A 21,118-nucleotide genomic window follows, 5' to 3' on the forward strand; every position below is an offset into this window, starting at 1 on the left:
AGCGGCAAAGCCAAGGGCTGTGTGGTGTATCGCACCGATGGCGGCAAGTCCGGCAAGCCGGGCCTGGCCGGGCAGCCGGGGGAAGCGGGTACGGCAGGTGCTGTGACTATCCAGCGGTTGTAACCTGTGCACGGCACGCAATATCCGCTGAGGCGCTAAGCGCAGATTGCGCAACACATTCACTCCAAACAGGCCGGCCGGTCGGCCGCCTCGAGGGCGCTGTGCTTTTGATCTGCCTGCCCTCCCGGGAGGGCGAGTGGAGGTTCTGTGGAGTGGGTCGACCGGCATGGATGCCGGGAGAGTCGCGATGGGCCAGGATGGCCCGTGGCGGCGTGCCCACGGAACAGGACCGGAGCGAGTGAACCTGAGCGCAGCGAAGGCCGTACGATGGGGCGCAAGCGCTTTGGTTACTTTGCCGCTTTTGCAAAGTGACTCGCTGTAAGAGCGAAACCAATATTTCAGTTAGACGCAAATGCCGGATATGTAACCGGTGGATCAGTTGATTTGCGGCACAGCTACGTATAAATAAACGACGTGCCTGTCGCCAATCAGGCGCGTGCTGCTTCAGTGCGTTACCAGCGTGTCCAGCAACTTGTCGACATAACCCTTGGCCAGCTTTGCAGCGATGGGCCGAGACTATTCCCCGATTTTAAGCGGCGCAAGCGAACGGGATTTTCTAGGAAGTTTCACGGAAACGAAAGCGAAACGTCGTACGAAACGCCTGATATTAAAGGCCAAATGCCTTGCTGTCGTCGTCGCAAACACTGCAAACACGAACCCTCTGATACCCCGTAATTAAATGGTTGTACGACTGCTGCGCAGCCGGACGCCGCCTCGTTCCTTCGGCAGCTACACCCATCCGGCTTTTAAAAAGTCGGCCGAGCCGCCGCAATTGCCACCAACACCAGCCCCACAATCAGATTGCACCCCACCAGCCGGCGAATTTTCCCCATTACCGCTGCCCCGTCAGCCCAAGCCTGGGCTTCGACGGCCTTGCGCAACTCAGGCAACTGCAGCGATTGAATGCGGATAAACAACGCCACCATCACGATGTACAAGCCCATCATGATCTGCACATAGCGCGGCGCCGTTTCAAAACCGTTGAAGCGCATTTGCAGAAGACCTACACCGCTTATCGGCAAAATCACCACTGCGATCCACACCCATACAAAAAAACGTTGGAACACTTCTACCCACAGCTTTAACCGTACCGGGCCTTCAAGGGCCGTGACAGCCGCCGGGCGCAGGATCATCCAGGCGAAAAACATGCCGCCCACCCAGATCAGGGCGGCCAGTACATGCAGGCTGTAGGCGAGGGCAAAGGCGGTCATTGGGGTACTCCGTTCGGCGCGGGATGAATTAGCGGGGTATGATAGCGGTCATTCGAACCACTGAAAATTTATCCAGCGTTTCTTGCGCCCGAAGAACCATGATTAGTACCGAACTCAAAACTCAGATCCAGGGCGCTTACTCGCGTTTTCTCGAATTCAAGAGCCTCAAGCCGCGTTACGGTCAGCGTCTGATGATCGCTGAAGTGGCCAAGGTGCTGGGCGATATCGACACCGACGAAGAAAACCACCGCAGTGGCGACCCGGCTGTGGTCGCCGTAGAAGCGGGCACCGGTACCGGCAAAACCGTGGCTTACTGCCTGGCTGCCATTCCTGTGGCCAAGGCCGCGGGCAAGCGCCTGGTGGTTGCCACGGCAACGGTCGCCCTGCAGGAGCAGATCGTCTACAAGGACCTCCCGGACCTGATGCGCAACAGCGGGCTGAACTTCAGCTTTGCCCTGGCCAAGGGCCGTGGCCGCTATATGTGCCTGTCCAAGCTCGACATGCTGCTGCAAGAGGGCCACGCGCAAACCGCGACGGCGCAGCTGTTCGAGGAAGAAGGCTTCAAGATCGAAGTCGATGAGGCCAGCCAGAAGCTGTTCACCAGCATGATCGAAAAGCTGGCCGGCAATAAGTGGGACGGCGACCGCGACAGCTGGCCCCAGGCCCTTGAAGACCAGGACTGGGCGCGCCTGACCACCGATCACAGCCAGTGCACCAATCGTCATTGCCCCAACTTCGGCCAGTGCGCTTTCTACAAGGCCCGGGAAGGCATGAGCAAGGTGGACGTGATCGTCACCAACCACGACATGGTGCTCGCCGACCTCGCGTTGGGGGGTGGCGCGGTATTGCCTGATCCCCGTGACACGGTCTATGTGTTTGACGAAGGCCATCACCTGCCGGACAAGGCCATTGGCCATTTTGCCCACTACACCCGTTTGCGCTCCACCGCCGACTGGCTGGAGCAAACCGCCAAGAACCTTACCAAACTGTTGGCCCAACACCCGTTGCCCGGCGACCTGGGGCGTTTGCTGGAGCAAGTGCCGGAGCTGGCCAAAGAAATCAAGGCCCAGCAACAGTTCATGTTCACTGCCTGCGAGCAGATCGCCGACTTTAAAGTCGGCGAAGAGCCCGAGGGTCGCGAGCGTCCGCGCCATCGCTTTATTGGCGGCCTGATTCCCGATCACATGCGTGAAATGGGCATCGAGTTGAAAAAAGGATTCTCGCGTCTGACCGACCTGTTCACTCGTCTGACCGAGATTCTCAAGGACGGTATGGATGGCGAGGTCAATATCGGCATCACCAGCAACCAGGCCGAGGAATGGTACCCGCTGTTTGGCAGCCTGCTGTCCCGGGCCCAGGGCAACTGGGAGCTGTGGACCGCCTTTACTGTCGAAGACCCTGAAGACAACCCGCCCATGGCGCGCTGGCTGACCCTGGCGGAAAGCGGTTCGCTGTTTGATATCGAGGTCAACGCCAGCCCCATCCTGGCCGCCGAGATGCTGCGTCGCAACCTGTGGAACGTGGCCTATGGGGTACTCGTGACCTCCGCCACCCTGACAGCACTGGGCACCTTCGACCGTTTCCGCATGCGTGCCGGTCTGCCCAAAACAGCCGTGACAGCGGTGGTGCCCAGCCCTTTCCATCATGCTGATGCCGGTGTGTTGCGAGTGCCTGACCTCAAGGCCGACCCCCGTGACGCTACGGCTCATACGGCGGCGATCATTCGTGACTTGCCCGCGCTGGTCGAAGGCTCGCGGGGCACGCTGGTGCTGTTTTCGTCGCGCAAGCAGATGCAGGACGTATTCGACGGCCTGGAGCGCGACTGGCGCAAGCAAGTGTTTATTCAGGGTAACCTGTCCAAACAGGAAACCCTCAACAAGCACAAGGCGCGGGTCGATGGCGGGGACTCCAGTGTGTTGTTTGGCCTGGCCAGTTTTGCCGAAGGCGTGGATTTGCCTGGTGCCTACTGCGAGCACGTGGTGATCGCCAAAATACCGTTTTCGGTACCCGATGATCCGGTCGAAGCGGCCCTGGCCGAGTGGATCGAGGCCCGGGGTGGCAACCCCTTCATGGAGATATCCGTGCCTGATGCCTCGCTCAAGCTGGTTCAGGCTTGCGGGCGTTTGCTGCGTACCGAACAGGATCGCGGCACCATCACCTTGCTGGACCGGCGCCTGGTCACCCAGCGCTATGGCAAGGCGATTCTGAATGCACTGCCGCCGTTCAGGCGCGAAATTTCTTAAGCGCGGGTCGGCGTTATCGTCGACTTTGCTGTCTATGCTTTGACTTTCACCACCTCACAGGCCGATTTTCGGCCGTTTGGGAGAACCAGATCCATATGATTCGCCGTTCGCTGTCTGCTGTTTTTGCGTTGCTGGTCACGACTCCGCTGTTGGCGGCGCCTGCTGGCCAACAAACCCTGTTCAATTTCGTTCGCCCTGCCGATGTGGTGCAAGTGGCGACTACGGATGCGATCTTGCCGCAATACAATGCGGAGCAAACAGCCGAAGGCGAAGTGCTGCGCCGCGTCACCTTCAACCCGGCCGTCGCGCCCAGCCTGCGTTTGACTCCGCAAACCGGGGTATGGGACTGGTCGCAGTCGGGGATGATGACCCTGCGCATCCAGAACGCCATGAACTGGGCACTTACGCTGGACGTGACCGTGCAAAGCAGCAACGGCAAAACCCTGACCAGCCGTGTCGACCTGCCTGCCGGCCCGGCGCAAACCCTGTTGTTGCCGCTAAAAGCCAATTCTCCCCACAGCCAGGGCATGCGCGCCGGCCCACCGATGCCGATGACGCTGGATGGCCAGCGCATTCTGCTGGCCAGCAGCCAGGGCGAAATCGATCTGAGCCAGGTGGTGTCGGTAAGTCTGTCGATTGCGCAACCGAGTGTCGCGCAGAGCATCCTGCTGGAGCGCTTCGGCGTGCAGGACGGCACAGGCGTAATCAAGGCCGTGTACGGCGCGATCGTCGACGGCTACGGCCAGTCGACCCGCGCCAAATGGCCGGAGCGTGTTGCCAATGACGAACAGCTCAAGGCCGCCGCCGCAAAAGAACAGCAGCAACTCAAAGGTTGGCTGGCCGGGCGTGCCGACCAGGACAAGTACGGTGGCTGGCTGAAGGGCGCGGGGTTTGAGGCGACCGGGTTTTTCCGCACAGAAAAGCGCAATGGCCGCTGGAACCTGATCACCCCTGAAGGTCACCCGTTTTACTCGCTGGGCCTCAATGCCGTAACGGCCAACGACAGCCAGACCTATGTTGCCGGCCGTGAGTGGATGTTTACCGATTTGCCCCATGATGGCACTCCTCTGGCCAGTTTTTACGGCAATGCGAACAACAACAGCGGCAACGCCTCGATCCAGGGGAGGGGCTTTGACGCCGGGCGCTGGTACAACTTTTATGCCGCCAACCTGCAGCGCATCTACGGTGAACCCTGCGTAACGGCTAAAACTGAACCGGATAGCGCACCGGTGAGCCCTTGTGCACCTCCAGCCTTTGATGCCAAGCGTTGGCAGGCCCGCACCCTGGATCGCCTGCAAGCCTGGGGCTTCAACACCATCGGCAACTGGAGCGACCCCGAACTGGGCCTCAACGATCGCGTGCCCTACACCCTGCCGCTGTCGATTGTGGGGGACTACACCAGCATCAGTACCGGCACCGACTGGTGGGGCGGCATGCCCGACCCGTTTGACCCGCGCTTTGCCATGGCCACCGAGCGCGCCGTGGCCATTGCCGCTCGCGATCATCGCGATGATCCTTGGTTGATCGGTTACTTTGCCGACAACGAACTGGCCTGGGCCGGTCCGGGTAATGACCCGAAATCCCGTTATGCATTGGCCCTGGGCACTTTGCGCATGACCACGGATGTACCCGCCAAGCGGGCCTTCCTCAAGCAGCTGCGTGACAAATACCGCAACCAGCAGGGTCTTTCCAAGGCCTGGGGTATTGAAATTCCGGCCTGGGAGCTGATGGAAGATCCGGGTTTTGAAGGGCCTTTGCCCAACACCGAGCACCCGCAAATCGAGGCGGATTATCAGTATTTCCAGAAAGTCTTTGCTGACACCTACTTCAAGACCATTTCCGACTCGCTCAAATGGCATGCTCCAAACCACTTGCTGCTCGGCGGACGGTTTGCCGTCAGTACGCCTGAGGCCGTGGCGTCCTGTGCAAAATACTGCGATGTACTGAGCTTCAACTTCTACACCCTGCAACCGCAAGACGGCTATGACTTCGGCAAACTGCGCGAACTGGACAAGCCAGTAATGATCACCGAGTTCAACTTCGGCTCCCGTGACCGTGGCCCGTTCTGGGGCGGCGTCACTGAAGTGGCCAACGAAGAAGCCCGTGGCCCGGCTTACAGCAAGTTCCTCAAACAGGCGGTGGCAGAACCGTCGATTGTTGGCGTGCACTGGTTCCAGTACCTGGACCAGCCGGTCACAGGCCGGTTGCTCGACGGCGAAAACGGCCACTTTGGCATGATCGGTATCACCGATTTGCCGTTTACCGGTTTTGTCGACAGCGTGCGCAAGGCCAACCTGCAGGCCCTTGGCCAGTTGGGCCAGGAGGCCGCCAAGGCCCAGGCCGAAGCCGAAAAAGCCGTCAAGGCGCCTGTGCATGCAACCGATGATGGCAGCGGCGGACGCTCTGGCGCGGGGCATGCAGGTGGGCACTCGGGCAAGGGGCACTGATTTTTCCTGCCCGATGGGCGGCGATGTATTTCGTCGCCCAGTAGGGGTTTCTTCCTTTTCAATTCCCACTTTAAAACTAAGGTCTTGCATTCCAACTGAATGGAGACTTCGAAATGGAAGCGAAAGGGAAGTGTGCAAGTGGGTTCGAAGCCGTTCAGGAAGCCTTTGAGGCGATCTTCGATGATCCTCAGGAGCGAGGAGCCGGTGTTTGTGTGCAGGTGGGCGGCGAAACCGTTGTCGACTTATGGGCGGGTGTGGCGGATCTGGAGGGCGACCAGCCCTGGAACCACGACACATTGGTCAACACCTATTGTTGTATCAAACCCTTCACCGCCATCGCGGCACTGATGCTGGTGGAAGAGGGCAAGCTCGAGCTGGATCAGACGGTTGCCCACTATTGGCCGGAGTTTTCCCAGGGCGGCAAGGAGCGCATCACCTTGCGCCAGGTGTTGTGCCATACCTCAGGTATCCCGGCGCTGCGTTTGCCCAGCCGCACGCCCATTATGTACGACTGGGATGCAATGGCCGAAGTCGTCGCGGCAGAACCCTTGTGGTGGGAACCGGGAACCAGTGTCGGTTATGGCGCCACCACCTATGGCTGGATCCTTGGCGAGCTGGTTCGACGGGCCGATGGTCGCGACCCCTGTACCTTTATCCACGAGCGAATCTGCGAGCCCAACGACCTTGAAGTCCATATGGGCGTTGATGCCGAGCACTTTCACCGCATTGCCTTTTTCGAGCGCGCTGAAGGGCGAACGGGTGATAACTACGCCCAGGACTTGCGTGCCGTGATGGTCAGTGAGCCTGAGCATGTCGCGACCCTTGCATTTACCAATCCCGCCATGGGATCACGGCAAACGGCTGACCCGCGCTGGTGGGCCTATCGCCATCCCGGCGTAAATGCCCACGGTACCGCCCATGGCCTGGCCGGGTTTTACAGTGCGCTGCTGGGCGGGCGCCTGGTGGGGCCTGAGCTGCTCGCAGAGTTCACTCGCGAGCACAGTAACGATATGGACCGCACGCTGCTGCGGCCCATGCGTTATGGCCTGGGTTGCATGATGGAGCAGCCGGCGGACCCGGGAGCCTCCCATCGGATGGGGCCAAAGGCATTCGGGCATGTGGGGCTGGGCGGGCAAATCTCCTTTGCCGACCCTGAGCGGGAGGTGAGCTTCGGCTTTGTCACCACCACCATGGGCAGCCATGTGCTGATGGACCCGCGGGTGCAGAAGCTTGCGCCTTTGGTCTACGCCGCGCTGTAGACACACCCTAAGTAGCAGCTGCCGAAGGAACGAGGCTGCGTTCGGCGGCAAAGCCGTCGCTAAATCAGACCCTGCGGTATGTCAGTTATACCCGCAAGTCAGGTTTTACGACGGCTGCGCAGCCGGACGCAGCCTCGCTCCGCGAGTCAGCTGCTACGAGATTTTTGCCATGGGTGTTTTGCCTTTTTTCACAAAAAACACACGCCCTTGCTGATACTTTGCCCGCCGACTCAACAGCGCACAAAAATTGTGTGCTCAGAGCGCTTTGCTCTGTTTCAAAATCTTACTGGTGCTGGAACAATGCACGCCTTGTAGAGCCATGCTTGATCCAGGAGGTCCGGGTGCAGATTCAGGGTTTTCACGACCTTAACTTCGAAGCAGTACGCGAGGCGTTTGCCGATCTTTTCAATGATCCGCAAGAGCGCGGCGCGGCGTTGTGCATCCAGATCGGTGGCGAAACCGTTCTCGACCTGTGGGCCGGTACCGCTGACAAGGACGGCGAGCAGCCGTGGCACACAGACACCATTGCCAATCTGTTTTCGTGCACTAAACCTTTTACCGCTGTCACGGCGTTGCAACTGGTCGAAGAGGGCAAGCTGGAGCTGGATGTGCCAGTGGCCCGCTATTGGCCCGAGTTCGCTGCTGCCGGCAAAGAGTCCATCACGTTGCGTCAGCTCCTGAGCCATCGCGCGGGTTTGCCGGCCTTGCGCGAATTGATGCCGGCCGAGGCGCTGTATGAATGGCAAACCATGGTCGATGCACTGGCCGCCGAAACCCCCTGGTGGACGCCGGGCGAAGGGCACGGCTATGCCGCGATCACCTATGGCTGGCTGGTGGGCGAGCTGATTCGCCGCGCCGATGGCCGCAGTGCGGGCCAGTCAATCATGGCGCGGACGGCCAGGCCGCTGGGGCTGGACTTCCATGTCGGGCTGGGTGACGAAGAGTTTTACCGGGTGGCTCATGTTGCCCGCAGCAAGGGCAATATGGGGGATGCGGCCGCGCAGCGCCTGTTGAAGGCCATGATGAATGAGCCTTCATCCATGAGTACGCGGGCATTCACCAATCCACCGTCTATTATGACAAGTACCAACAAACCCGAATGGCGCCGGATGGAGCAGCCAGCGGCCAATGGGCATGGTAATGCCCGTAGCCTGGCCGGTTTTTATAGCGGTTTGCTGGACGGCAGCCTGCTTGAAGCCGAAATGCTGGAGCAACTGACCCGCGAGCACAGCGTCGGCGAGGATAAAACCTTGCGCACGCAAACCCGTTTTGGGCTGGGGTGCATGCTGGATCAGCCAACCGTGCCCAACGCGACGTTTGGCCTTGGGCCAAAAGCTTTCGGTCATCCCGGGGCTGGGGGGTCGACCGGCTTTGCCGACCCGGATCGTGAGGTGGCCTTTGGATTTGTGACCAATACCCTTGGGCCCAATATATTGATGGATCCCAGGGCGCAAAAACTGGTTAGAGTACTGGCTGAGTGCCTGTAAGCAGGATTTGTAGGCCACAGGTCGGAACTCGGTAGCTTTTCTGTTTTCAATACGTTTTTTATAGTGGGCTTAGTGCCTCTTTAATTCTTAATTCATTGTGTGGATATTCAATGTCATCTAATAAGACCCTCGCTCTGGCTCTTTGCCTGGCTATTACCGGTTGCGCACAAACTCCACAGAATGACGCCGAAGGTGGCCACAAATGGTGGCAGTTGGGCTCGTCCGACCAGGCGTCGACTCCTGCGAATAAAACTGCCACTGTTGCGGCCAAGCCAACAGACAGCAAAACAACGCCACCGGTAACCAAAACTGCCACCGCCCCAGCGGTCGCAGCCAAAGACAGCGGTTCCAGCTGGTGGCCTTTTGGCTCTGACTCGGCGAAAAAAGACACCCCGGTTGAAAAGGACAAAAAAGTAGCCGTCACCGCCGCGCCTGCCTCTGCAGCAGCCTCTTCGAAAAACTGGTGGTGGCCGTTTGATAGCGATGCCAAAGACGCCAAAACTTCGCCGGTTGGCGTGATCCCGATGCCGGATCCGAAAATTACCCAGGCCTGGCTGGACGAATATGAGCCTCGTCTGCGTACTGCAATCAAGGACACCAACCTGCAACTGGAGCGTCGCGAGAATCTGCTGATTATCGTGGCTTCAGCTGACAGTTCGTTCAAGGCCACCCGCCCGGACTTGCTGATGCCGTCCATGCTTGGCCCGTTTACCCGAGTGGCCAAAGTGGTCGAAGGCGACCCAAAAACCGCCGTGCTGGTGCTGGGGCATGCCGACTCTTCGGGTGCAATGGCGGCCAATACCCGTCTGAGCCTGGACCGTGCCAAATCGGTGGCAGCGATCTTCCGTATGAGCGGTTTACAAGGTAACCGCCTGACCTTGCGTGGCATGGGTTCGGTGATGCCTCGCGCAGCCAACGACAGCAACGAAGGTCGTGCCCTGAACCGTCGGGTTGAAATCCTGATGACCCCGCAAGCCACCATGGTTGCCCTGGTCAGCAAATACAGCCAGCCAGCCCTCACCCCGGCCGAGCTGGTTGCGGTGCAGCCAGCTGTTGCTCCTTCTGTGGCCAAAAAGAATGCAGCACCGGCCAAGAAAGGCGTCATAGCCAAAAAGGCTGCACCGGCCAAAAAAGCGGCCAAGCCAGCGCCAGCAAAAAAGCCGGTTGTCGCTAAAGCCAAAGCTGTTGCGGACAAGAAAGTTGCCGCCAACGATCAGGCCAAGAACTGACTGATTCAAGGAAGGATGGGGGCATGACTCAAGCACTGGCGGATATGCGACGAGACTACACCCGTGACGGGCTGGCCGAGGCTCAGGCCCCGGCCGAGCCTTTCGCGCTGTTTCATCAGTGGTTCGGCGATGCGGTGAAAACCGAGCAGCCACCGGTCGAGGCCAATGCCATGACCCTGGCCACAGTGGACGCCCGCGGGCGGCCGCATTGTCGGGTGTTGTTGCTCAAGGGGCTGGATGAACAGGGTTTTACCTTTTTCACCAACTACACCAGTGCCAAGGGCCAGCAGTTGGCCGAGCGCCCGTTCGCGGCCATGACCTTTTTCTGGCCAACCCTCGAGCGTCAGGTACGCATCGAGGGTCAGGTGGTCAAGGTCACTGCGCAAGAGTCCGATGCCTACTATCAGGTTCGCCCCCTGGGCAGCCGGATCGGGGCCTGGGCCTCGCCGCAAAGCCAGGTGATTGCTGATCGCGATGAACTGGTCGAGCTGCTCAAAGCCACCGAGGCGCGCTTCAGTGACAGCCAGCCCCATTGCCCCGAGCACTGGGGCGGTTATCGCTTGCTGCCCGAGCGCATCGAGTTCTGGCAGGGGCGCCCGAGTCGCCTGCACGATCGCCTCAACTATCGGCGTGAGGGGGCAGACTGGGTGCGTGAGCGCCTGGCACCCTGAAGGCACTCTCTACAGCAAGGCGCGCAATGCAAACCGGCTATTTCGCGCTACTCTTTGCGAAGTCTTGTGTGGGCAAACAGCGCTATTGTTACTGTACAGACGCTGAATAAAGCCCTTTTATCCGCCCTGTGCCGTGACAGGTTACCGGCTGCGGAGTTTAATGAATCCCTGTTATTTTGGAGTTGATCCCATGCGTAAGTCCGTTCTGTTGGTTGCAGCATTCTCTACCATGACTGTTTTGTTGGGCGGCTGCACATCGAGCTTGACCGGCGACACCTACTCGCGCGACGAAGCCCGACGTGTACAGACCGTTCGTATGGGCACCATCGTTGCCCTGCGTCCTGTGCAAATTGAAGGCACCAAGACCCCGATCGGCGCTGCGACTGGCGCTATCGTGGGTGGTGTAGGCGGCAGCGCCATCGGTGGCGGTCGTGGCAGCATCGTCACCGCAGTGATCGGCGCCGTGGCCGGTGGTTTGCTGGGCTCGGCAGCCGAGTCGGGCCTGACCAAGACCCAGGGTGTGGAAATCACCGTGCGTGAAGACGACGGCAGCACCCGTGCTTACGTTCAGCAGGTTGAGCCTAACCAGGTATTCCGTACCGGTGAGCGCGTGCGCATCATGACCGTTGACGGTACCAGCCGCGTTACCCAGTAAAACAGGCGACAGCGTAAAAACAAAACCCCGGCCAGTGCGAACTGGCCGGGGTTTTTTATGGCTGTAAAGCAGCTCAGGACGAGTGCTTGAATGCCTGCTCGGCCCCAGACAGCGTTATGGCGATATGGTCCAGCAAGCGTTCTGCCGTGTACTTGGGCATACAGCTGAAGGCCATCACCACCGCCAGCCCCAGTGTCAGGGCAGGTCGAGGGACGTGACTGACGTTGTACTGCCTGAGGCTGAACACAAATACGCAGGCGGCGACAGAGCCTATCAGCGCTCCGGCGATGGCTTCCGGCAAAGGGTGGATGGTGAGGGCGACGTAATTGATGGCGAACCACCAGGTCGCCAGCAACCCGACCCCGAGTGCAGGCCAGCGCAAGCGCTGATCAAGCTGTTGGCACAGCAGGTTGAGCAACACGGTGAAGACCAGGCAAGCATTCATGGCGTGGCCGCTGAATACGGCAATGCCCAGGTCATGCAGGCCAACGCCCCAGCCCTTGAACAGGATCTTGCTGACGCCCACCACCAGGTAGGCAGTTACCAGCACGCCCAACCACAGCAAAGCGATTTTTCTGGATGCGCCCAGCCATAACCAGGCAGCAATCACCAGCGCTGCCGGGAACATCACGGTGATGCCGGCGTATTGCACAATCTGCATTTTATCGACCACGTTTCTCTCTTTTGGTTGTTCACTCAGGCGGGCTGTGTCTCTGTGAGAGCCCGCCTCAGTGAGCAACATCAGGGTTACGCCACCGGCTGTTTACGGCTAAAGAACAGCGTAACACCATAGCCGATCAGTGCTGCGAGGATCGAGCCGGTAAGGATGCCCATACGGTCCATGCCTACATAATCGCTACCTGCAACGAACGCCAGCGAGCCCACAAACAGACTCATGGTAAAGCCGATGCCGCACAGGATGGCCACGCCAAACACCTGGCCCCAGTTGGCGCCTGCCGGCAGCGCGGCCATGCCGGTCTTGATGGCGATCCAGGTCAGGCCGAACACGCCAAGGGTTTTGCCAATCAGCAAGCCTGCGGCAATGCCCATAGGCACATGGCTGACAAAACTGTGCAGGCTGACACCCGCCAGTGATACACCCGCATTGGCGAAGGCAAACAACGGCAGAATCGCGTAAGCCACCCAGGGATGCAGGGCATGCTCGATGCTCATCAGCGGTGAAGTTTCTGAGTTTTTGGTGCGCAGCGGAATACAGAATGCCAGCGTTACACCTGCCAATGTGGCATGCACACCGCTTTTGAGTACGCACACCCAGAGGATCAGGCCGACGATCATATAAGGTGCGACCTTGATCACTTCCATGCGGTTCATGGCAATCAGCGCGATCAGGCATGCCGCCGCCAGCAGCAGGGACACACCCGACAACTCGCTGGAGTAGAACACCGCAATCACGATGATTGCCCCCAGGTCATCGATGATCGCCAGGGTCATCAGGAACAGCTTCAGCGACACCGGTACACGCTTGCCGAGCAGGGCCAGCACGCCGAGGGCGAAGGCGATGTCGGTGGCCATGGGGATGGCCCAGCCGCCGAGAGCGTCCGGGTAATCCTTGTTGATGAACCAGTAGATCAGCGCCGGTACCACCATGCCGCCGATTGCCGCCGCGCCGGGCAGCACCACCTGTGAGGGTTTGGACAGCTGGCCTTCAAGCAGTTCGCGTTTGACCTCAAGGCCGATCAGCAGAAAAAACAAGGCCATCAGGCCATCGTTGATCCACAGCAGCGACGGTTTGGCAATTTGCAGGGCGCCGATTTGCACCGCTACCGGCACGTCCAGGAAGGCCGTGTAGTAATGGGAAAGCGGTGAGTTATTGACGATCAGAGCCAGAGCGGCCGCGGCAATCAACAGCAGACCGCTGGCAGCTTCCAACTGAAAGAACCGAGTGAAAGTGCTACGCAGAGGCAAGGTCGCTCTCCATCAATTAGGTAATAAGGTGCGACACCCTAACCTGTGGGGTTAGTGGTTAAAACAAAAACTATATTCTTTTTTGTTATAAGCAACGGCGTGCTCACACACCGCTCAAGAGCCTAGCAGTTGTGTGTCAAATTGAGTCTGATTTGTGCCTGTGAAGGCTGTAGGAAATAGACCAGCTTTGCTGGTTTTTCAGCAAGGATCCCGCCTGAAGAAGGAGAAGGCGGTGGCTGTGTGGGAGCGGGCTTGCTCGCGATGCAGGCGCTACGGTCTGCCTGGCAAACCGTGGTGAATGCATCGCGAGCAAGCCCGCTCCTACATGTCAGGGCTGCAGCCCCTACCGAGTCAAAACCTAGGCTTCGATACCCAGAATGTCGCGCGCTACAGCTTCGGCAATACGGATACCGTCGACACCTGCCGACAGAATCCCGCCAGCGTAGCCAGCGCCTTCGCCTGCCGGGAACAAGCCCTTGACGTTAAGGCTCTGCATCGACGCATCACGGGTCATGCGCAGCGGCGACGAGGTGCGGGTTTCGATGCCTGTGAGAATGGCGTCATGCATCGAGAAGCCCTTGATCTGCTTCTCGAACGCCGGCAGTGCTTCACGGATGGCTTCAATGGCGAAGTCCGGCAGGGCCAGGGCCAAGTCACCCAAAGACACACCCGGCTTATAGGATGGCTCGACGCTGCCCAGGGCCGTGGACGGTTTGCCCGCAATAAAGTCACCCACCAGTTGCGCCGGGGCTTCGTAGTTGCTGCCGCCCAGCACATAGGCGTGGGATTCGAGGCGTTCTTGCAGCTCGATGCCGGCCAACGGACCACCCGGGTAGTCTTCAGGCGTAATGCCGACCACGATGCCCGAGTTGGCATTGCGTTCGTTACGCGAATACTGGCTCATGCCGTTGGTCACAACACGGCCCGGTTCGCTGGTTGCCGCAACCACGGTGCCACCCGGGCACATGCAGAAGCTGTACACCGAGCGACCGTTTTTGGCGTGGTGCACCAGTTTGTAATCGGCAGCGCCCAGCTTCGGGTGGCCGGCATACTTGCCCAGGCGCGCACTGTCGATCAGCGACTGCGGGTGCTCGATACGGAAACCTACCGAGAACGGCTTGGCTTCCATATACACGCCACGATCGTGGAGCATGCGGAAGGTGTCCCGGGCGCTATGGCCCAGCGCCATGATCACGTGGCGAGCATTCAGTTGCTCGCCATCTGCCAGGATCACACCGGTCAGTTGACCGTTGTCGATCAGCACATCAGTCACGCGTTGTTGAAAACGAACTTCGCCGCCCAGCGCGATGATCTGCTGGCGCATATTTTCGACCACACCGGTCAGGCGGAACGTACCGATATGCGGCTTGCTGACATAGAGGATCTCGTCCGGCGCGCCGGCCTTGACGAACTCGTGCAGCACCTTGCGGCCGTGGTGTTTCGGGTCCTTGATCTGGCTGTAGAGCTTGCCGTCCGAGAACGTACCGGCACCGCCTTCGCCAAACTGCACATTGGACTCGGGGTTGAGTACGTTTTTACGCCACAGGCCCCAGGTGTCCTTGGTGCGCTGGCGCACTTCGGTACCACGTTCAAGAATGATCGGCTTGAAACCCATTTGTGCCAGCAGCAGCCCGGCGAAAATACCGCAGGGGCCGAAGCCGACCACAATCGGACGCTCGGTCAAATCCTGGGGTGCCTGGCCGACGACCTTGTAACTGACGTCCGGCGCTGGATTGACGTTACGATCGTCGGCGAACTTGAGCAGCAGCGGCGCTTCATCGCGCACACTCACATCGATGGTGTAGATGAAGCACAGTTCGGACGATTTTTTACGCGCATCGTAGCTGCGCTTGAACAAGGTGAAATCGACCAGGTCATCACTTTCGATGCCCAGGCGCTGCAGGATGGCAGGGCGCAGGTCTTCTTCGGGATGGTCGATCGGCAGCTTGAGTTCGGTGATTCGTAACATTGACAGTGTCCAGTATCGGGGGCCAGGTAAACCCTGGCAGAACCGCTAATTGTAAGCTGCTTCGGGGCAATATGCGGCAACAGTTATCGGTTAGTCGTTACGGGCGCCACCAAAATAGCCGCAGCCGCGCTGGACTTGACCGTTGATCCGTAGCTCGGCGCTCAGATGTTGCACGCTGCCATTGGCACTGTCGGTGCAGCGTTGTGGGGCCACCCACAGCTCGATGCGCTGATTGTTGGCCTCGGTGGACAGGGAGAAGCGGCCATCGCCGACCTGTTCTTCAACGTAGGGCAGCGCCAGGTCGGGCTGGCCTTCGCGCTTGAGCACCATGCCCTTGCCCCCGGCTTGCACTTCCCAGGCCGGGCCATTGCCGTTGGCGTGCACGGTCACCTGCTTGAAGTTGGGATCCTGGCAGGCGCTGTTGCTGCGCTCCAGGCGGTAGAGTTGCTGCAGCTCGACTTCACCGTCTGTACCGGCTGTTGTGCTGGCGCTAAAACGGCCGCGGATATCGGCGAACAACTTGCCCGGTTTATTGGGCATGTAGGTCGCGTCCTGCACCAGCGTGGTGTCGGCGCTGTCACGAACTACATAGCGCTGTTGGCCGACGCAGGGTTGAAACACCAATTGACCATTGGCCGATACCAGCTCGCCCTGCAGGCGGGTTTGACCTGCGGTGGTGTCGGCAGGTGTGCTGCTGAACATCTGGCAACCGGCAAACACGGGCAGCAAGGCGAACAAAGCTAAGGAACGGGCAAAACGCATCATGGGCACTCCTGAAGGGTGTCGCCACGTTACTCAGCCTAGCGATGCATCACAAGTGATTCAACCTACGGTGAATGTCTGCCCGGTTTGCAAGCCTTCCACGCTTTTGGCGTAAGCCAGGGCCACATCGGCGCCCGATACAGGCTTGAAGCCGCGAAAGTACGGGGCGTATTTGTCCATCGCTTCTTCCAGGACCGTAGGGCTCACCGAGTTGACCCGCAGGCCCCGTGGCAACTCAATGGCGGCTGCTTTTACAAAACCGTCAAGTGCCGCGTTGACCAGCGCCGCCGAACTGCCGGTACGGATCGGCTCGCGGTTGATAACGCCGCTGGTGAAGGTGAACGAGGCCCCATCGTTGGCAAACTCGCGGCCAATCAGCAGCAGATTGACCTGGCCCATCAACTTGTCCTGCAAACCGAGGGCGAAGTCGCTTTCGCTCATGTCAGCCAGTGCGGCGAACGTGACGTTACCGGCGGCACAGATCAGCGCATCGAAGCGCCCGGTTTGCGCGAAGAGTTGGCGGATTGATTCACTGTCGCTGATATCGACCTGATAATCCCCGCTTTTTCGACCAATTTCTACGATCTCATGGCGCGGTGACAACTCGCGGCGAATGGCTGAACCGATGGTGCCGTGAGCGCCGATCAAGAGGATTTTCATGTTGTGTGCCTTTGTGGATGACGTGAGTGCTCAGTCTAGTGGTGCTTTTTAAGTGGGATAAACGCACTAATAGGCAACCTTTGGTTTTCATATGGAAACAATCCATGAGTGAAATGGATGATCTGGCTGCGTTCGCGGTCTTGATCGACGCTGGCAGTTTTACCTTGGCCGCCCAGCAACTGGGCTGCAGCAAGGGGCAGCTGTCCAAGCGTATCAGCCAGCTTGAGGCGCAGTTTTCGGTGGTGTTGCTGCATCGCACCACCCGGCGCTTGAGCCTTACGGCGGCTGGCGCGGCGCTACTGCCACAAGCCCAGGCGCTGGTGGTGCAAGTGGAGCGGGCACGTCAGGCACTTGCCCGGCTAAAGGATGATGTTGCAGGCCCGGTACGCATGACCGTGCCCGTATCCCTGGGCGAGACCTTCTTTGATTCGCTGTTGCTGGAGTTTTCCCGCGAATACCCGCAGGTGCAGATCGAGCTGGAGCTCAACAACAGCTATCGCGATATGGTGCGGGAAGGGTTTGATCTGGCGATACGCTCGCAGGTTGCCAGCCATGAACGGCTGGTGGCCAAGCAGGTGCTTAATTGGCACGAGATCACCTGCGCCAGCCCTGCCTATCTTGAGCAATACGGCGAGCCGGTTACGCCGCAAGAACTGGTCGAGCACCGCTGTCTGCTTAACAGCCACTACAGCGGTCGCGAGGAGTGGCACTACCACCGCCAGCATGAACTGCAACGAGTGCGGGTCTCGGGGTCGTTTGCCAGCAATCACTACAGTCTGCTGAAAAAAGCGGCCGTGATCGGTGCCGGCATCGCCCGCTTGCCCTCGTACATGCTTGGCTGCGAGTTGGCTGATGGGCGCCTGCGCGGCTTGTTGCGTGACTATCAAACGCGCAGCAACCCCATGTATCTGGTTCACCCTTATCAAGGCGGTTTGCCCAGGCGCACTCAGGTATTGGCGGATTTCCTGGTGGGCTGGTTCCAGAGTAATGGTGAGGCCATTGACCTGCTTTAACGAAAACGCTGTGCAATCAGATGATCAATCGACAGCGCACCCGGGCCCTTGGCCATCAAGTACAACAAGACCGCGATCCAGGTGCCGTGAGTCGGGTAGGCATCAGGGTATACGAACAGCTGGATGGTCATGCTCATGGCCAGCAGTGCCAGCGCCGAGAACCGGGTGGCCAAGCCCAGCAGGATCAGCACCGGGAAAACATGCTCGCTGAAGGCGGCAGCGTGAGCAGCCACCTCGGGGGAGAGTAGCGGGACTTTGTATTCCGTACTGAACAAGTACAGCGCAGAGTCAGACAGATGCGGCATACCGAGTTGAAAGGTGCCTTCAACCAGATCGATTGCCAAACCTTCAACCTTGGTCTGGCCTGATTTCCAGAACACCGCCGCAATGGAAAAGCGTGCGACAAAGGCGATCAGTGTGTCGGGTATGCAGTGCAACAGCCCGATTGCGCCTCCGATCCAGCGCTGTAGCAGGCCGGGGCTTATTGTTTGAGTATTCATGGCGAGGCCTCGAGGGCGGGTTGTAAGCCGGTGATGGTGTTATTGCTAATCAACAGTGCCAGGGCCTGGCCCAGGTTAAAGTCTGGGTCGGCTTCCAGGGCATGGGCCGCGGCCAACCCCAGGGCATTCCCCGCTTTGAGCAAGTGCACAAATACTGCGCACCCTGAGCTGACCGTGAATACCTCCACGCGCAATTCATTGCGTATTACCAGGACGCTTTGTGGTTGGCGCGTGTCCAGTCCCTGTATCTGTCCCTGGCGTTGGTGCGCCGCCCACAAGGACGCGATGGCGTAGGGTGAATGCAGCGATGCGACACCGGGGTGCAGTTGCAGGTGTAAATGGGGCAGCCCCTCGGGGCTGTTGAGCGCCTGAGCCAGCAGCCCGGGGTTTACGGCGCACACGTCTGCGGCGTGAAAGGCCTGCACACACAAACGCTCAAGGCGAGCCACGTCCGCCAGGTAGGGCACGCTTCTGGCGGGTGCAAAGGCATTGATAAAACCGGCGAACTGGCTGCCATAGGCGCTCATGACCGGGCTGTCGGGTGGGTGTTTTTGAATAAATATCTGCGCCATGGCCTGAAAAAAGGCCTCGCCCACCAATTGCGCAACAACGGGATAGCTGGTGGCCAGCGCGTTGATCAGTCCGCTTTGCACATTGTTGCGATATACCGCGAAACGGCGGTCAATGTCGCCGTTGTAGCAGGCAATGCCTGTGGGGGCGGGCGTGTGTGGATTGAGCAATGCTGCACTGAATGTATCTTGTAGTTTCATGGCTGCACCTGTGCGCTGAACAGGTAGCGGTCAGCCAAGCGGGCTTCCTGAAGCAGTTCGGTGAGAGGGGGCAGATGATTGTCGCGTTCGATCAGGGTGGCCATCGGGCCAATTCGGTCCAGTACTTGCTGGTACAGCGCCCATACCGCTTGATCGACAGGTGCGCCGTGGTTATCGATCAGCAAGCGCTGACCCAGGCTGTCTGCTTCTTCAGCAAAACCCGCCAGATGAACCTCACCTACGGCCTGAAGGGGCAAGGCATCGAGATAGACAACAGGATCGCGGGCGTGGTTGATGCATGACACATACACATTGTTTACATCCAGCAAAAGGCCACAGCCGGTACGGCTTATGACTTCCTGAATAAAACCGGCTTCGTCGAATTGGGCCTCGTCGAACTCGATATAGGTAGCGGGGTTTTCCAGCAGTATCTGGCGCTTCAACACATCCTGTGCCTGGTCCATATGCGCGCATACCCGGTGCAGCGTGGCGGTGTCATAGCGCAAAGGCAGCAGATCATTGAGGAATAATGGTCCGTGGGAGGACCATGCCAGATGTTCGGAAAACATCTGCGGCTGGTAACGCTCGAGCAATAGGCTCAGGCGGCGCAAGTGTTCGGTATTGAGCGGGCTTTCGCCGCCAATCGACAGGCCAACGCCATGAATTGACAGCGGGTAATGTTCGCGGATCAAGCCCAGGTAATGGTGGAAAGGGCCGCCAGCTACCATGAAGTTCTCGGCATGCACTTCAAAGAACCCGATGTCTGGGCGGCTCGCAAGTACATCCACAAAGTGCTCGGCCTTGAGCCCAAGCCCCGCACGAGGCGGGAGCCGGGGCGCACGAGGCGCGATAAGCGAAGCAAGCGGGCTGTGCATTATCAACACTCGGCGGCGCGGATCAGGACTTGCCTTTGTAGGCAGCCAGTTGGCCAAAGCCGGTTGGTGAGGTGTTGCTGGCGGTTTTTTCGCAGGTCCCTTTTGGGACGAGTTTCCAGGCATTGGCCTGATGATCGGTTTTGGCGGAGCCAGCACAGGTAGTGCCAGCGCCGGCGGCGCAATCGTTATGCCCTTTCATGGCAACCCCGAAGCACTTCTCCATGTCGTCGGCAGCCTGAGCGGGCAGGGCGGCAATACTCAGAGCCGACCCCAGAGCAAGAGCCAGGGCTGCGGCAGACAAGGTGCGGGTGGTTTGGTTTTTCATGGTGACTCTCCAGAAATTCCGGTAGCGATTGCTGCCGGGTTACCCAACTAGAGAGGCAAGGGGGGGCGTTGTTACAACTGATCTGAATTATTTTTATGTAGCCGATCGCAGCCTTTGCTCCTCGTCAGCGGCTACAGGAAAAACGTAAACCTGTGGAAACGAGCCTGCTCGCGAACGACCTTCGCGAGCAGGCTCGCTCCCACAATAGGGCTAGATATACAACAGAGTTTCGACAGCTTATGCGTCGTTTAACAAGAAACGGCCCCGAAGGGCCGTTGTGTGTCGCAGGCAGGTTTAGCCGCCCAGGTAGGCGTCACGCACTTTCGGATCGTTGAGCAATTGCTCGCCAGTGCCTTGCATCACCACCCGGCCGTTTTCCAGCACATAGGCACGGTCAGCAATTTTCAGTGCCTGGTTGGCGTTCTGCTCCACCAGAAACACCGTTACACCCTCATTGCGCAGCTGTTCGATGATATCGAAAATCTGCTGAATGATGATCGGTGCCAACCCCAGTGATGGCTCATCAAGCAACAACAGCTTGGGTTTGCTCATCAACGCACGGCCAATGGCAAGCATTTGCTGTTCGCCACCGGACATGGTGCCACCGCGTTGGGTAAAGCGTTCCTTCAAGCGCGGGAACAGGTGCAGAACCTTGTCCATTTGCTCCTCGTATTCCCGTTTTTCGGTAAAGAACCCGCCCATGGCCAGGTTTTCTTCCACGGTCAAACGAGCAAATACCCGACGCCCTTCAGGTACAACGGCGATGCTTTTGCGCATGATCTGGGCCGAGCTCAACCCCACCAGTTCTTCACCCAGGTAGCGAATGCTGCCGCTATGAGCCTGAGGCGAGCCGCACAGGGTCATCATCAGGGTCGACTTGCCGGCACCGTTGGCGCCGATCAGGGTCACAATCTCACCCTGGCGCACCTCTACATTGACGCTGTGCAGGGCCTGGATCTTGCCGTAAAAGGTCGAAACGTTTTCGAATTGCAGCAT

General features: G+C 59.1%; 19 protein-coding genes and 1 pseudogene. 9 read left to right on the forward strand and 11 right to left on the reverse strand.

Annotated features, from left to right (window positions below; translation table 11 throughout):
* Positions 1–123, forward strand: a pseudogene (locus GHO03_RS09605) (collagen-like protein); the annotation flags it as partial.
* A 743-nt stretch (positions 124–866) separates the two neighbouring features.
* Here GHO03_RS09605 and GHO03_RS09610 read toward each other — a convergent pair.
* Positions 867–1,331, reverse strand: coding sequence for a CopD family protein (locus GHO03_RS09610; protein ID WP_095019454.1), 465 nt, complete (start codon positions 1,329–1,331; stop codon positions 867–869).
* A 98-nt stretch (positions 1,332–1,429) separates the two neighbouring features.
* On the opposite strand from GHO03_RS09610, the gene dinG reads away from it, so the two are divergent.
* From dinG to GHO03_RS09645, 7 genes are all read left to right on the forward strand, one after another.
* Positions 1,430–3,574 (forward strand): ATP-dependent DNA helicase DinG, encoded by a 2,145-nt coding sequence (gene dinG / locus GHO03_RS09615; RefSeq protein WP_153399705.1) that lies wholly within the window; start codon positions 1,430–1,432, stop codon positions 3,572–3,574.
* A gap of 95 nt (positions 3,575–3,669) precedes the next feature.
* Positions 3,670–6,021 carry a beta-galactosidase gene (locus GHO03_RS09620; protein ID WP_153399707.1) on the forward strand — a complete coding sequence of 784 codons (2,352 nt, stop codon included), beginning with the start codon at positions 3,670–3,672 and terminating at the stop codon, positions 6,019–6,021.
* A gap of 113 nt (positions 6,022–6,134) precedes the next feature.
* A complete protein-coding gene (locus GHO03_RS09625; protein WP_133144838.1) occupies positions 6,135–7,280 on the forward strand; it encodes a serine hydrolase domain-containing protein in 1,146 nt (381 codons plus the stop codon).
* Between the two features lie 341 nt (positions 7,281–7,621).
* Entirely contained in the window at positions 7,622–8,767 is a 1,146-nt protein-coding gene (locus tag GHO03_RS09630) for a serine hydrolase domain-containing protein (RefSeq protein ID WP_095002978.1), read from the forward strand.
* Positions 8,768–8,877: 110 nt separating this feature from the next.
* A complete protein-coding gene (locus GHO03_RS09635) occupies positions 8,878–9,996 on the forward strand; it encodes an OmpA family protein (protein ID WP_133144839.1) in 1,119 nt (372 codons plus the stop codon).
* 23 nt (positions 9,997–10,019) lie between these two features.
* Positions 10,020–10,667: a pyridoxamine 5'-phosphate oxidase gene (gene pdxH / locus GHO03_RS09640; protein WP_095002980.1), complete on the forward strand. Its 648-nt coding sequence runs from the start codon at positions 10,020–10,022 to the stop codon at positions 10,665–10,667.
* Between the two features lie 190 nt (positions 10,668–10,857).
* Complete coding sequence (locus GHO03_RS09645) at positions 10,858–11,322, forward strand: glycine zipper 2TM domain-containing protein (protein WP_095002981.1); 465 nt, start codon at positions 10,858–10,860, stop codon at positions 11,320–11,322.
* A 73-nt stretch (positions 11,323–11,395) separates the two neighbouring features.
* Here GHO03_RS09645 and GHO03_RS09650 read toward each other — a convergent pair whose 3' ends face one another.
* The 5 genes from GHO03_RS09650 to GHO03_RS09670 form a co-directional block, all read right to left on the reverse strand.
* Complete coding sequence (locus GHO03_RS09650; RefSeq protein ID WP_095002982.1) at positions 11,396–11,995, reverse strand: hypothetical protein; 600 nt, start codon at positions 11,993–11,995, stop codon at positions 11,396–11,398.
* Between the two features lie 74 nt (positions 11,996–12,069).
* Complete coding sequence (gene nhaA, locus GHO03_RS09655) at positions 12,070–13,248, reverse strand: Na+/H+ antiporter NhaA (protein WP_153399709.1); 1,179 nt, start codon at positions 13,246–13,248, stop codon at positions 12,070–12,072.
* A 358-nt stretch (positions 13,249–13,606) separates the two neighbouring features.
* Positions 13,607–15,217: an NAD(P)/FAD-dependent oxidoreductase gene (locus GHO03_RS09660; protein ID WP_095020410.1), complete on the reverse strand. Its 1,611-nt coding sequence runs from the start codon at positions 15,215–15,217 to the stop codon at positions 13,607–13,609.
* Positions 15,218–15,307: 90 nt separating this feature from the next.
* Positions 15,308–15,979, reverse strand: coding sequence for a COG3650 family protein (locus GHO03_RS09665; protein ID WP_169916891.1), 672 nt, complete (start codon positions 15,977–15,979; stop codon positions 15,308–15,310).
* A gap of 60 nt (positions 15,980–16,039) precedes the next feature.
* Positions 16,040–16,639, reverse strand: coding sequence for a short chain dehydrogenase (locus GHO03_RS09670; RefSeq protein WP_095002986.1), 600 nt, complete (start codon positions 16,637–16,639; stop codon positions 16,040–16,042).
* 104 nt (positions 16,640–16,743) lie between these two features.
* Between GHO03_RS09670 and GHO03_RS09675 the strand changes: the two genes are divergently transcribed.
* The gene (locus GHO03_RS09675) at positions 16,744–17,652 is read left to right on the forward strand and encodes a LysR family transcriptional regulator (protein ID WP_095002987.1); all 909 of its coding nucleotides are present in this window, start codon (positions 16,744–16,746) and stop codon (positions 17,650–17,652) included.
* On the opposite strand, the gene GHO03_RS09680 is transcribed toward GHO03_RS09675, so the two are convergent.
* The 5 genes from GHO03_RS09680 to GHO03_RS09700 all read right to left on the reverse strand — a co-directional run bounded on the left by GHO03_RS09680 (position 17,649) and on the right by GHO03_RS09700 (position 21,118).
* Complete coding sequence (locus GHO03_RS09680; protein WP_095002988.1) at positions 17,649–18,152, reverse strand: DoxX family protein; 504 nt, start codon at positions 18,150–18,152, stop codon at positions 17,649–17,651. The genes GHO03_RS09675 and GHO03_RS09680 overlap by 4 nt on opposite strands.
* On the reverse strand, positions 18,149–18,922 hold the full coding sequence (locus tag GHO03_RS09685; RefSeq protein WP_095002989.1) for a DUF2063 domain-containing protein: 774 nt from the start codon (positions 18,920–18,922) through the stop codon (positions 18,149–18,151). The genes GHO03_RS09680 and GHO03_RS09685 overlap by 4 nt, the downstream gene beginning before the upstream one ends.
* Positions 18,919–19,797, reverse strand: a complete 879-nt coding sequence (locus GHO03_RS09690; protein WP_095002990.1) for a DUF692 domain-containing protein — start codon at positions 19,795–19,797, stop codon at positions 18,919–18,921. The genes GHO03_RS09685 and GHO03_RS09690 overlap by 4 nt, the downstream gene beginning before the upstream one ends.
* Before the next feature lie 22 nt (positions 19,798–19,819).
* Entirely contained in the window at positions 19,820–20,122 is a 303-nt protein-coding gene (locus GHO03_RS09695; protein WP_095002991.1) for a DUF2282 domain-containing protein, read from the reverse strand.
* Between the two features lie 294 nt (positions 20,123–20,416).
* Positions 20,417–21,118 (reverse strand): ABC transporter ATP-binding protein, encoded by a 702-nt coding sequence (locus tag GHO03_RS09700; protein ID WP_095002992.1) that lies wholly within the window; start codon positions 21,116–21,118, stop codon positions 20,417–20,419.

The organism is Pseudomonas sp. FSL R10-1339 (genome assembly GCF_009600545.1).
GTDB lineage: Bacteria > Pseudomonadota > Gammaproteobacteria > Pseudomonadales > Pseudomonadaceae > Aquipseudomonas > Aquipseudomonas bubulae.

Bases quoted from the DNA above. Each gene is read 5' to 3' on its own strand.
- GHO03_RS09665 (WP_169916891.1), bottom strand. From the start codon at position 15,979: ATGCGTTTTGCCCGTTCCTTAGCTTTGTTCGCCTTGCTGCCCGTGTTT.
- GHO03_RS09660 (WP_095020410.1), bottom strand. From the start codon at position 15,217: ATGTTACGAATCACCGAACTCAAGCTGCCGATCGACCATCCCGAAGAA.
- GHO03_RS09700 (WP_095002992.1), bottom strand. From the start codon at position 21,118: ATGCTGCAATTCGAAAACGTTTCGACCTTTTACGGCAAGATCCAGGCC.
- GHO03_RS09680 (WP_095002988.1), bottom strand. From the start codon at position 18,152: ATGAATACTCAAACAATAAGCCCCGGCCTGCTACAGCGCTGGATCGGA.
- GHO03_RS09695 (WP_095002991.1), bottom strand. From the start codon at position 20,122: ATGAAAAACCAAACCACCCGCACCTTGTCTGCCGCAGCCCTGGCTCTT.
- GHO03_RS09625 (WP_133144838.1), top strand. From the start codon at position 6,135: ATGGAAGCGAAAGGGAAGTGTGCAAGTGGGTTCGAAGCCGTTCAGGAA.
- GHO03_RS09690 (WP_095002990.1), bottom strand. From the start codon at position 19,797: ATGCACAGCCCGCTTGCTTCGCTTATCGCGCCTCGTGCGCCCCGGCTC.
- GHO03_RS09610 (WP_095019454.1), bottom strand. From the start codon at position 1,331: ATGACCGCCTTTGCCCTCGCCTACAGCCTGCATGTACTGGCCGCCCTG.
- pdxH (WP_095002980.1), top strand. From the start codon at position 10,020: ATGACTCAAGCACTGGCGGATATGCGACGAGACTACACCCGTGACGGG.
- GHO03_RS09645 (WP_095002981.1), top strand. From the start codon at position 10,858: ATGCGTAAGTCCGTTCTGTTGGTTGCAGCATTCTCTACCATGACTGTT.
- GHO03_RS09670 (WP_095002986.1), bottom strand. From the start codon at position 16,639: ATGAAAATCCTCTTGATCGGCGCTCACGGCACCATCGGTTCAGCCATT.
- GHO03_RS09675 (WP_095002987.1), top strand. From the start codon at position 16,744: ATGAGTGAAATGGATGATCTGGCTGCGTTCGCGGTCTTGATCGACGCT.
- GHO03_RS09635 (WP_133144839.1), top strand. From the start codon at position 8,878: ATGTCATCTAATAAGACCCTCGCTCTGGCTCTTTGCCTGGCTATTACC.
- GHO03_RS09620 (WP_153399707.1), top strand. From the start codon at position 3,670: ATGATTCGCCGTTCGCTGTCTGCTGTTTTTGCGTTGCTGGTCACGACT.
- GHO03_RS09685 (WP_095002989.1), bottom strand. From the start codon at position 18,922: ATGAAACTACAAGATACATTCAGTGCAGCATTGCTCAATCCACACACG.
- dinG (WP_153399705.1), top strand. From the start codon at position 1,430: ATGATTAGTACCGAACTCAAAACTCAGATCCAGGGCGCTTACTCGCGT.